The 11,600-nt window shown below is 64.4% G+C and carries 8 protein-coding genes; 3 read left to right on the plus strand and 5 right to left on the minus strand.

The genetic code is table 11. From position 1 onward, the window contains the following. Positions 1–65: 65 nt before the first annotated feature. Positions 66–1,274: a chitinase gene (locus tag G3N93_RS00565; protein ID WP_374196389.1), complete on the minus strand. Its 1,209-nt coding sequence runs from the start codon at positions 1,272–1,274 to the stop codon at positions 66–68. Between the two features lie 712 nt (positions 1,275–1,986). Between G3N93_RS00565 and G3N93_RS00570 the strand changes: the two genes are divergently transcribed. After that, entirely contained in the window at positions 1,987–3,390 is a 1,404-nt protein-coding gene (locus G3N93_RS00570; RefSeq protein ID WP_174932288.1) for a GGDEF domain-containing protein, read from the plus strand. A 73-nt stretch (positions 3,391–3,463) separates the two neighbouring features. On the opposite strand, the gene G3N93_RS00575 is transcribed toward G3N93_RS00570, so the two are convergent. The 4 genes from G3N93_RS00575 to G3N93_RS00590 form a co-directional block, all read right to left on the minus strand. Next, positions 3,464–4,174, minus strand: coding sequence for a lytic polysaccharide monooxygenase (locus tag G3N93_RS00575; protein WP_241026333.1), 711 nt, complete (start codon positions 4,172–4,174; stop codon positions 3,464–3,466). 382 nt (positions 4,175–4,556) lie between these two features. Continuing rightward, entirely contained in the window at positions 4,557–5,171 is a 615-nt protein-coding gene (locus G3N93_RS00580; protein WP_174932286.1) for a hypothetical protein, read from the minus strand. A gap of 63 nt (positions 5,172–5,234) precedes the next feature. Next, complete coding sequence (locus tag G3N93_RS00585; protein ID WP_174932284.1) at positions 5,235–6,284, minus strand: patatin-like phospholipase family protein; 1,050 nt, start codon at positions 6,282–6,284, stop codon at positions 5,235–5,237. A 76-nt stretch (positions 6,285–6,360) separates the two neighbouring features. Next, complete coding sequence (locus G3N93_RS00590; protein ID WP_206132040.1) at positions 6,361–9,816, minus strand: adenylate/guanylate cyclase domain-containing protein; 3,456 nt, start codon at positions 9,814–9,816, stop codon at positions 6,361–6,363. Here G3N93_RS00590 and G3N93_RS00595 point away from each other — a divergent pair. Together G3N93_RS00595 and G3N93_RS00600 are read left to right on the plus strand one after the other, a co-directional pair. Further along, complete coding sequence (locus G3N93_RS00595; RefSeq protein ID WP_206132050.1) at positions 9,737–10,249, plus strand: hypothetical protein; 513 nt, start codon at positions 9,737–9,739, stop codon at positions 10,247–10,249. The genes G3N93_RS00590 and G3N93_RS00595 overlap by 80 nt on opposite strands. Before the next feature lie 98 nt (positions 10,250–10,347). Next, the coding region (locus G3N93_RS00600) for a 5-guanidino-2-oxopentanoate decarboxylase (protein WP_206132041.1) at positions 10,348–11,600 on the plus strand (1,253 nt) is incomplete at its 3' end.

Consider the following 11,600-nt stretch of genomic DNA (forward strand, 5'->3'; position numbering starts at 1 on the left):
CCACGGGACACTGCATCGCAATGATGCGGACGGCCCGCGTGGTCTCCTCCCTGGCCCATCGTCGTTCATTTGCCGGGCGCCAGGCCGTTGGCAAACCGGTTCGTATAGCCGAGCGTACCGACACCGCCGATGGAGTTGCACGTCGACGATGCGGCGCCCGGCGGACAATCGACGTCACGGTCGAACGACCAGAAGTGGACACCCACGAGTCCATTCTGTTTCACGAACTGCGCCACGGTGTCGACGTCCGACGGCGTGAAGGTTTCGCCGGCCACATCGTTGCCGCCGATCATCGGCGTCAGCTCGATCTGGCTGTACGGGACACCCCAGTGATCGTGCAGGTTCATTGCCGCCTGGATCGCCGACTGCCCCATCTGGCAGGTGCCGTTCGCAACCACGCAGTTCCCCGCACTGGCCGATCCGTAGTCCATCGTCATCAGGTCGATGGTGTAGTTCTTCAGGCCGTACGCCTGGATCGCCTGCATGACCCAGTCGCCATACACGTTGAAGCTGTCGGGTGCGTTTGCGCCCCAGGAGCTGGCCGTGGTCGTGCCTTGCTGGGAGGGCGCCAGTGTGGCCAGCGTGAAGCTGAAGCGCAGGCCGGGATAATTCTGCTGGGCGACTGCCACGCGCTGGACGAGATCGTTGATCACCTGTTGGGTCTGTCCGCCCTCGATATCGAAATCGATCCCGATCAGGTTGCTCGACGCATAACGATTGATGAAGGCCGTCATGCCCGCATCCGTCCCGCACGTGAACATGCCGGCCGCGCCGCCGGTGGAAATCACGTAATTCACGTTGGCCGCGGTGAAAAGCGGCACATTGGCGGCCGCCATCGCGCCGCCGTCGACGCCCGCCCAGTTCTCGCTGCCGCATTCGCCGGTCGCGAACGCGAGCGTCAGCGTACGTACACCGGTTGGCAGCACCGACAGCACCGGGCTCAGCTGACCCGTGACGTTCGTCGAGATGACGTTCGTGTTCCAGTTCATCGAAATCGTCGCGTCCTTGTACGGGCTATAGACGAATGCCGGCGCCGTGCCGGTACTCGTCCCTGCCGCCACGGCGGCGCCGGTGCCGAAAAACGACCCTGCCAGCAGAAGCGCCAGCGCGCCCCTCAAGGTCGAACGCTTCATGATTCCGGTTCGCTTGTTCTTCATTTTCATGCCCTCATCGTGTTTTACGCATGACCGGCACCTGTCTTTCACGCAGACCGTGCCGGAGAATATTTCAGGAAGACGCGCTCCGCCCGCACGGACGTAACGGAAACCCGCCACGCGCCATGGACGGCGAGCGCCTGCATTATTGATACGGAGTACAGATCAAATACCGCAATCGAATCAATCCTGGCGTCCCCCGGTGACCAGGTCCTGGCCTTTCAGCGCCGTGTAACTGCCTGCGGCGCCGCATCTGGTTCGTGGCGCCCCCTTTCGATTGACAAAGCTCCGCCCAGGTCGAATTCAGAAGAAATCAACCTTACAAATTGCCATTCGATGAAAAATTTCTATACTGATCCTGCTTTTTATATCAACGACGGAAAACGCTACGACTTCGGTCGATGCTGATGAAGCATGTCATCCCCCACTTTCGTTCGAGAACGGATGTCCTCAACAACGCGATGCAAACGGTATTGTGAATTTGTCACGCCGGCCCGGGATGATGGGTCTGCTGCGAGGCGGAAAATGTAGTAAAGCTTCAATCCGGCGCCATCGCTTCGCTTTGTTATACTACATAATCATCAGGCATCAACCCTGGAATCGATTATTTCGACCAATATCGAAATCCGAAATATTCACGCGTTCGCATTGCCATATTGCAATTGTCGCCATTCGATAATTCAAACAGATATCTCGCAGCCATTGGGCCGATTGTTCAAATCGGCGAAATTAAGACGACATGCTTTTGCCTCATCGTTTTGACGACCGATCCGTCATGACGTGACGTTGCCGTTCTTGCCCTTGATGCATCCACCGAACCCGGAGGCCGAACATGACCGTCAATGCCGCCACCCAAGCGTCGACCCGCACCGCCCAACTGGTCACCCGGGTGTACGCGAGGCTCCTGCTGGTCGGCTTCGCGCTGGTGCCTGCGTATCTGATCGCCTACCTGTACTTCTTCCAGGACCCGTCGCTGAAATTCGAGAATCACGCCTTTCACGAACTGGCCATTGCGGCCGCCACGCTCGAAGGCGCGTTCGTCACGTATGTCTGCTGGCGCTGCTATCGGCTGTCGGGCGAGCCGTTGCTACGCTGGCTTACGCTGGGTTTTCTGGGCTTCTCGCTCGTCTATGCGTTGCACGGCGCGTTCACCGGCATGGCGCATCACAATATCTGGCTGTTCCTGCTGTACGGGCCGGCGTCGCGCCTGACCATGTCGATCCTGCTCCTGGTCGGGCAGCTCACCTACAGTCGCCAAGCCGACAGCGCGGCAACCCGCGCCGATCCCCGCATCTGGTTGCCCTGGCTCGCCCTGTTCGGGCTCGTCGACGTTGCGGTCGCCGTGATCGCCTTCTCTCCCGTGGCCGGCAACCTGTGGGTACGCCTGTCGATGGAGGGCGGCGCACTGTTGCTCTCGGTCGTAAACGTCGTCGCGCTGGTCGTGCGCCGCATCCGCTCGCCGCTGATGACGATCTACGGCATCTCGGTCACGTCGTTCGCGCTCTCGTCGCTTGCCTTCATCCTCGGGCGGCCGTGGAATCACATGTGGTGGCTGGCGCATGCGATTTTCGCGGCCGGCTTCTTCCTGCTCAGTTTCGGCGTGGTGCAAGCCTTTCAAACGACCCGTTCGTTTTCGAAGATCTACAGCCAGGCGGAACTGTTTGCCCGGTTGCGGGAGGCGATGGCCAGGACGGAGCGCGCGCTGCAGGCGCTGCAACGGACCAACGAAAAGCTCGAGCACCTGGCGGCCACGGACCCGCTCACGGGCGCGACCAACCGGCGGCAATTCATCGAAAGCGTGGAAGCGGAAATCAGCCGCGCCAAGCGCAATGGCGCGCCGTTCTCGTTGCTCGCGCTCGATCTCGACCACTTCAAGGCGATCAACGACAGTTACGGGCATCAGGCGGGCGACCAGGTGTTGCAACGCTTCGTCGACAAATGCGTCGATGCGATCCGGCCGTACGATGGCGTCGCGCGGGTGGGCGGAGAGGAATTCATGGTGCTGCTGCCGCAAGCCGAGCTGGACACCGCCCAGTCGATCGGCGAACGCATCCGCGCGGCGATCGCGGGCGCGCCGTTCGAGGCAGGCATCGGCGAACCGATCACGGTCACCGTGAGCGTCGGCGCCTCCGAATTCGGTCGGGACGGCGAGACGATCGACGCGATCCTGCGCAAGGCGGACGAACGCCTGTACCGCGCGAAGCATCTCGGTCGCAACCAGGTGGTCGCCGGGTAAGCGGTTGCCGTGTCAGGCGTGCTTCGATCCATGACGCCCCGGCCAGCGCCGGGTGCGTCATGTCGCGGCCGTATCAGAACGGGCTGCGTGTCGTATCGCCATGGGTGAACGTCGCGTCGACGACCTGATAGAACGCCATCGCCGTATCCGCGACTTCCCAGACCGCCAGGATGACGTGGTAACCGCTACGCATCGGCAACCGGCATTGGTGAATGGTCGGCTGCTGCGGCACCAGGTTCGCGTTCGGATCCCAGTAGGGCTGGCCGGGATTCTGGATCGTGCAGAACGGCGTGGGCTCGAACTGCGCGCGCGTCAGCTTTTCCGACGGGTTCCAGTCGGCCCGTGTGATGAAGTAGTTCCAGCGACGCGTCTTGTGCACGGCGCTGAATTCCCATTTGAAATTCTGCAATGCGCCCGGCCGTAGCGGGATCTTCTGCCAGCGGCTCGGCGACTGCTCGTTCAGCACGGGCAGCGGGCCATTCGTGCTGGCGCCGGCGATTTCGCCGTCCGCCGGCGGTGCGGCATTCTTCGCGTCGGCCGGCGCGAACGGATCGGACAGGCCGCTTTGTGTCGCGGGGAAGAACTTGCCGTTCTCCATCGCGTTCGCGTGCCACGCGTCGACAGGGCAATTCGGATTCTGGCCTTGCGTGCACAGCACGATGCGCGAAGGCGGTTCGGTCAAACGGCCGTGCGCGTGAGCACCGGTCGCCGCGACCAGCAGCGCCACGCCGGCCAGCGAGCGTGGCAACACGGAAGCAGCCACTCTGCGGATGATCTTGTTCATGAGCCCTCATGCGATTGATGTCGGAATGGATATGCGCACATCGAGCCTGCCGCAAGATCCCGGGCAGAGATTCCTGTCGACGCGTCGTCGCGCACACGGATCGGCAAAAGCGGCGGTCAAATGAAACCGCGGCAAGCGATGATTGATCGCCGCGTTTTCTGACAAATCACTTTCACCGAATCGAACCTTATCGACAAAAATCGGAAAAATAAACGTCCCGTATTGATCGTTTTTTAATTCGAATCAAACACTTGAATCATTTTTCATTTCAACCGGCTTTGGCTCGACTTCAATGGCGACATTGATTGAACCGCCCGTTCATCGAGAACACCGTTCCCGATCGTTCTGCAGACGGCCTGGCGCATCGGACTGTCTGTCGCCGTTATTCCTGAACCGGCAACCCCAGCCGCCAGCTCAGATTCCGGCGCGCACTCGATTCGCAACGCATGTAGAAAAAATCGGTCAGATAGATGCGCGGACGAACGAGCAGCCAGCGAAGAATCGACCGTTCATGAAGGTCGTAGGCCCGGTCGTCGAGATCGGGGCGCTCTGCGCGGAGCAGGCGGCCGTCTTCGCGAAATCGACTGCGAGACGCGCCCAGCACGGCCAGATCGATGTCGCACACGAAACGGGTATCCAGTTCCGCCGCGATTCCAACGTGGGTCGTTGCGAGAATCATCGCGCAGATCCGGTCGCACGCGCCGATGCGCCCCGCCGCCAGGTGCCGGAACCAGTCGGCGCTGCGCTGCTCGTTGTTCTTCGCGCCCGGGACGTAGATCACGTCGTGGAACCAGAGCGCGAGTTCGACCGCATCCGGATCGGGCATCGCGCCGCGCGCGAGGTCGACATGACGCAGGCAGCGTTTCACATGCGCGAGCGTGTGGTAATGCCGCATCGGCTCCGCATAGCCTTCCGCCAGCAAGCGATAGACCTCCTCGGCATGGATCCCGCCGCTGCCCGACCACAACGCGACGAACCGCGCCTGCGTCTGGTTCATGTTCGCTCCTTGGCCCGTGGCGGCCGCACATGCTCGCCCCACGCCGACGCTACCGCCATGCGCTCAGAGAAATTCCCTGCGAATGTCGATGCTCGACCGCTGCCCGATGTTTCCGTAGTGATGCGCGAGCCATGCATCGGCTTCGCGTCGTCCGTGGTCATGCAGCTCGCTCAGGAATCCCCAGTCCGCGTTGTACTTGCTCGATACGCTCAACGCGCTCAACGCGTCGTCGGCGCGAATGGAATGGATCAGCATTTCCTTCATCTCGCCGCGCTTGATCGTGCCTTGCTGGATCAGGTCGGTGACGAACGCGATCGCGCGCATCTCGCGCATCAGCGACGAGTTGAAACTGATCTCGCTGATGCGGTTCAGGATTTCCGCGGCCGTGATGGGCACCCCGCGGCGCACGAGCGGATTGATGTGCACGATCACGACGTCGCGCGTCGCGCAATTGTAGATAAGCGGATAGATGGCCGGATTGCCCATGTAGCCGCCGTCCCAGAAGTACTCACCGTCGATCGCGACCGCCTGGAACAATGTCGGCACGCATGCCGATGCCAGCACCGCGTCGGCACACACATCCTCGCCCGTGAAGATGCGAATCTTCCCCGTCTCGACGTTGGTGGCGCAGAGATACAGCCGGATCGGACAATGCTTGCGCAGCGCGTCGAAGTCGACCTGGCTTTCGAGCACTTCGCGCAGCGGATTCAGGTTGTTCGGATTGAACTGATACGGCGAGAAAACGCGCAGCATCATGTCGGTGAATGCATAGAGCGGCGAATGATCGAGCCCGAAGCTGTGCGTCCCCTTCAGCCACGGCACCCAGCGCAACGGGTTGTAGCGCTCCGCCGATCGCGCGACCGCCTGCCAGAAGTCGTGCAGCGCCTCCCGTGCACCGTCCTCGCCCCCTTTCAGCAGCCCGCACGCGAGCACGGCAGCATTCATCGCGCCGGCGCTGGTGGCACAGACACCCTCGATGTCGAGCCTGCCGTCTTCGAGCAGGCGATCGAGCACGCCCCAGGTGAATGCGCCGTGCATCCCGCCACCCTGCAGCGCCAGCGTGATCGGTTTGCGCGGACCATCGTGGCGGCGTCTCGTGTGCGTGGTTGTCATGCCCGTCTCCTCGAGCAGCGGCAGTTCGCGGACGGCACGTGGTCACACGATGCGTCGTCGACCGCCGCAGGTCCATTCATCCTGCGTCCGCGCCCAATGCGTCCAGCAGCGCTTTTGCCTCTTGCAGGTCGCTTGTATCGAAACCTTCCGTGAAGCATCCATAGACGTCGGACAGCACTTGCCTGGCCTCTTCGGCCCGTCCCCGTCGTTGCAATAGCCGGGCGAGGTCCGACGCGGCCCGCAGTTCCAGCGCCCCGGCACCCTGCCGGCGTGCGCGCGCGATCGCTCTGTGAAAGCAGTCGATGGCTTCGTCGTCGCGTTCAGGCGCCGTGCCAGCATTGCCGGCCCGGCCGGCCAGACAGGTTCCCGTGAGCCGGTACAGCTCGGCTTCGTAGCAATGCTCGCCGGATTTTTCGACGATCGCCATGGCCTCGTCCAGCATGCCCAGTGCGGCCTTCTCGTCATCCGCGCGCCAGTAGCTGTCGGCGAGCAACGCGAGGGAATAAGGACGTTGATCCTCGCCGCCGGCAGCCCGCTGCGCATCGAGGCCCAGCCGCATCTGTGCAATGCCGTCCTGGAGGTTTCCCTGCACGCTCGTCGCCCAGCCTCGCAGCAGCGTCCCCCACGCGAGCCAGTACGGCAATCCGTGCTCGGTCGACACGGCAATGACCGCTTCCGCGCGCTCGGCGGCCAGCATCGGCTCGCGCCGCAGTTGGTGCAGGTGCGCCGTGTAGGTCAGGCTGAACGCGAGAGACGGCCCATGAGCCAGCTTCTGTGCGAGCGCAAGCGCTTCGACGCTGCGTGTGAGCGCCTGGTCGGGATACCCCTGAATCCACAACGTCAGCATGAGGAAACAGAGTGCCCGGATGCCGGGATCCACCCCGTGTGCGAACGCGTGTGCCTGATGCTGATCCGGATCGTAGAGCGCAAGCGCCTGTTCCGCGTGGGTGCGGGTAGCGCCGAAATCGCCCAGAAAAAACAGGCACGAACCCAGCGCGCTATGCGCCTCGATGAGCAGGCCCGGATCGTTCGCCTCCCGCGCCGTCCTGAGCATCTGCATGCCCAGTTCCAGGCCGAGCGCATGCTCGCCACGCACCCCGTGATGGATCCGCAATCCCAATTGCGTCGCGAAGCGTTGCGATGCCTCTCCGGTGCGTTCGCACAACTCGAGTGCGCGCCGATAGGCCTCGCCCACCTCGTTCGCGCCATACCCGCGCACATCCATCAGGACGGGCCCGAGCGAAAGCAGCAGTGCCAACTCCGAATGCGCGCGCACCGGTGTGTCGGGCAAGCCCTTCAGCAACGCCAGCGCTGCGCCGAGATGATTCATCGCATCGTGATGGGCCGCATGGCGCAACGCCTGCTGCGCCGCTCGATGCAGGTATTCGACCGCCTTGGGGACGTTTCCGCTCTGACTGTAGTGGTGCGCAAGCTCGCTGCAGTAATCTGCGATGCGTGTCGGGAACAGCACCTCGATCGCCTGCGCGGTGCGCTCGTGCAGTGCGGTACGCCGCTCCGTGAGCAACGAGCGCCCTGCCACCTCCTGGGTCAGCGCGTGCTTGAACGAGTAATTGACTTCCGGAAAGGCGGGGCACTCGTAGATGAACTCCGCCGCCTCCAGATGCGCGAGGAGACGCCGCAGCTCGTCGTCCCGCGCCGTCTCCTCGCCGCAAATCCGTCGGATCAGGCTGAACGGAAACTCGTGGCCGATCACCGCGAGCGCCTGCAGCAATTCCTTTTCGTCGATCGGAAGCCGGTCGATCCGGGCCGCGAGCACGCCCTGCACGGTAGTGGGAATGTGCAGCGTGGCCGGCGTCTCCACGATGCGATAGCGCCCGGCCTCGCCGAGCAGCGAGCGCTCCTCGACGAGCGTCTGGACCACCTCCTCCATGAAGAACGGGTTGCCCTCCGTCTTCTCCAGGATGAGCTGCTTCAGCGGCACGAGCGTGCGATCCTCGCCGAGCAGCGCCGCGAGCAGTCCTTGCGCATCGGCGGGGCCAAGCGGTTCGAGCCGCAGCGTGCTCCCATGCGCCGCACGCGCCCACGCGGGCTGATACTCGGGACGGTAGTTCACCAGCAGCAGGATGCGTGCATCCGGCACGTGGTCGATCAGGTAGGTGAGGAAGGCTTCCGTTTCACGGTCCAGCCATTGCAGATCCTCGAACAGCAAATGGACCGGCTGATTCCGGCTCTCTCGCGCGAGCAGCTGCCTGATCGCATCGAAGGTCCGCTCGCGCCGGATCTGCGGATCCATCTCGACGAGTACCGGCCCGCCTTCGCCAATGCCAAGCAGATAGAGGACGTACGGCACGAGGTCCTCGAAACTGCGCTCGAGCGTGAGCGCCTTGCCGATCACCTTTTCCCGGCAGCGCCGTTCGTCGTCCTGTGTCGTGATCTGAAAATAATTCTTCAGGAGTTCAATCAGCGGCAAATTGGAATACGCCTTGCCGTGCGATACGGAAAACGTCTCCAGCACCAGCGCGCCACACCGCGATCGCTCCTTGAACTCGTGGAACAGGCGAGACTTGCCGACGCCGGCGTCCCCCGCCACGCCGACCACGCGCCCCTGTCCGGCGCTCACGGTCTCGCGCGCCCGGTTCAGGTGTTCCATTTCCGTTTCACGGCCGACGAAGCGCGCGAGACCGCGATGCGCCGCCAGCTGCAGGCGCGTGCGCAACGCCCCCAGGCCGAGCACCTCGTACACGCGCAGCGGCGCGGGAATACCCTTGAGCTGCGTCGCCCCCAGCGCCTTGAACTCGAAATAGCCTTCGGCCAGCTTGTGGGTGGATTCGCTGACGAGAATCGACGTCGGCGCCGCGATGCCCTCGATCCGCGACGCGATATGGATCGTATGCCCGAGCGGATCGTAATCGGTGTGCAGGTCGTCGGTGCGGATCGAACGAACGACGACCTCGCCGGTGTGAACGCCCACGCGAATCTGCAGAGGAATGCCTTCCTGCAGACGAATGCGATCGCCATGCTGCCGCATCGCTTGCTGCATGCGCAATGCAGCGAAGAGCGCGCGCTGTGCGTGATCTTCGTGGGCAATCGGTGCGCCGAACAGCGCGAGGATGCCATCGCCGAGCGATTTGGCGACGTACCCTTCGTAGTAGTGGACCGCTTCCATCATCAGCTCGACCACGGGCACGATCAGGCGATGCGCCACTTCGGGATCGAGATCGTGGATCAGCGCGGTCGACCCGGCCATGTCGGCGAACAGCGCAGTGACGGTCTTGCGCTCACCCGCGGGTTCGCCGCGCGCGGCCATGGCCGTGTGTTCGGCACGGATGCGCTCGGCAAGATGATCGGGCGTGTAATGAACGGGCGTGGGCGGCGGCTCCCGAACCGATGCTCGGGACGGCGGCGATGCCGCCGTGGGCGCGGAAAGCGACGCCCCGCAGTTGCTGCAGAAGCGGGCCGCCGGCGCGACGTCGTGTCCGCAGTGCGGACACGTGCGGGACAGCACGGCCTGGCATTCCTGGCAGAACCTCGCACCGGGAGGATTCTCGGAACCGCATAGGGCGCAGCGCATAAAACCCTCTTCCAGCCAAGGGTCGACATCAAAATATTATGCGCCACTCGCCGCGGTTATTCAGGTTGACTATGCGATTTCGCATGCCGACCGGCGTCGCGTGCGCGGCGAATCCGGGCGCGCCATCGTCGGCAGAATCTCCGCGCAAGATGCCGGTTGCGCCGGTTGCGCCGCGTGCCCGCTCATCCGCCCGCCCGCCATTCGTGAGCCAGCCGCTCGCGATGCGCCGGGCGTGCAACCACCCGCGCCGATCGGCGCGCGCGTCGTCGATTTACGCCCCGTTCCCGCAAGACAGGTCGATGCCGTCATGCAGCGCCGGGCTGTCCTTGCGACGCGCGTTGCAACCCGCACTTCCGTGAAAACCCGCGGTCCGCTGCCTGCACCGCGAATCGACGCCGCCATGCACGGCACTCATGCCGCGCATGAAAACTAATCGATTGTTGGCACCCCGGATCGACGCCGACAATCCGCACCATGCCCCCTCGTTTGCGGTTCGGGCCACTCACCCTCCCAATCGGCACACCACGATCCATGAACCAGCCAGCCACCGTTTCCTCCATCGCCGGGGCCCGCAAGGCCACGGCAGCGCCCTGCCATGCCCGCCCCCGCACCTGCGGCGAAGCGCTCGTCGACCTGCTCGAACGCCACGGTGTCGAATGCGTGTTCGGCATTCCCGGCGTGCATACCGTCGAGCTTTATCGCGGCCTCGCCGCATCGTCGATCCGCCACGTGACGCCGCGCCACGAACAGGGGGCCGGCTTCATGGCCGACGGCTATGCACGCGTCACGGGCCGGCCGGGCGTGTGCTTCATCATCACCGGGCCGGGGATGACCAATATCGCGACCGCGATGGCACAGGCCTACGCGGATTCGATCCCGATGCTGGTGATCTCGAGCGTCAACGCGCGACGCGAGCTCGGCAGCGGCGACGGCCGCCTGCACGAGCTGCCGTCCCAGCGCGACGTGTTCGCGGGCCTCACCGCGTTCTCGCACACGCTGCTCGACGCGGCTGACCTGCCGCAGATCCTCGCGCGTGCATTCGCGGTCTTCGCCAGCGCGCGGCCGCGGCCCGTGCATATCGAGATTCCGCTCGACGTGATCGTGATGCCGGCGCCCGCGCTGTCGGACCTCCCGCCCGCGCTGCCTGCGCGGCCCGCGCCCGATGCGAACGCGCTCGCCGCGGCCGCCGACCTGCTCGCGCACGCGCGCCGGCCGCTGATCCTCGCGGGCGGCGGCGCCGTTCACGCGGCGGCGGAATTGCGCGAACTCGCCGAACGCCTGCACGCGCCGGTCGCGCTGACGATCAACGCGAAGGGGCTGCTGCCGGCCGGTCACCCGTTGCTGATCGGCTCGACCCAGTCGCTGCCGGCCACCCGTGCGGCGATCCGCGATGCCGACGTGGTGCTCGCCGTCGGCACCGAGCTGGGCGAAACCGATTACGACGTCACGTTCGACGGCGGCTTCGCGATCGACGGCCGGCTGATCCGCATCGACATCGATGCGCAGCAGCTGATGCGCAACGCCCGCGCCGAGATCGCCATCGCCGGGGATTCTCAACTGGCGCTCGGCGCACTGTCGACCCGCCTGCACGAAACGCCCGCCCCGACACCCGATGCCGACTGGGGCGCGCCGCGGGTGGCCGCCGTGCGCGCCGCGATCGCAGCCACGCATGACGGCGCCGCGCAGTCGCAGGCGCAACTGATCGACACGATCGTCGCCACGCTGCCCGGCGCGATCATCGCCGGCGCTTCGACGAGCCCCGTCGACGTCGGCAACTTCACCCA

It is taken from the genome of Burkholderia sp. Se-20378 (assembly GCF_017104665.1).
GTDB lineage: Bacteria > Pseudomonadota > Gammaproteobacteria > Burkholderiales > Burkholderiaceae > Burkholderia > Burkholderia lata.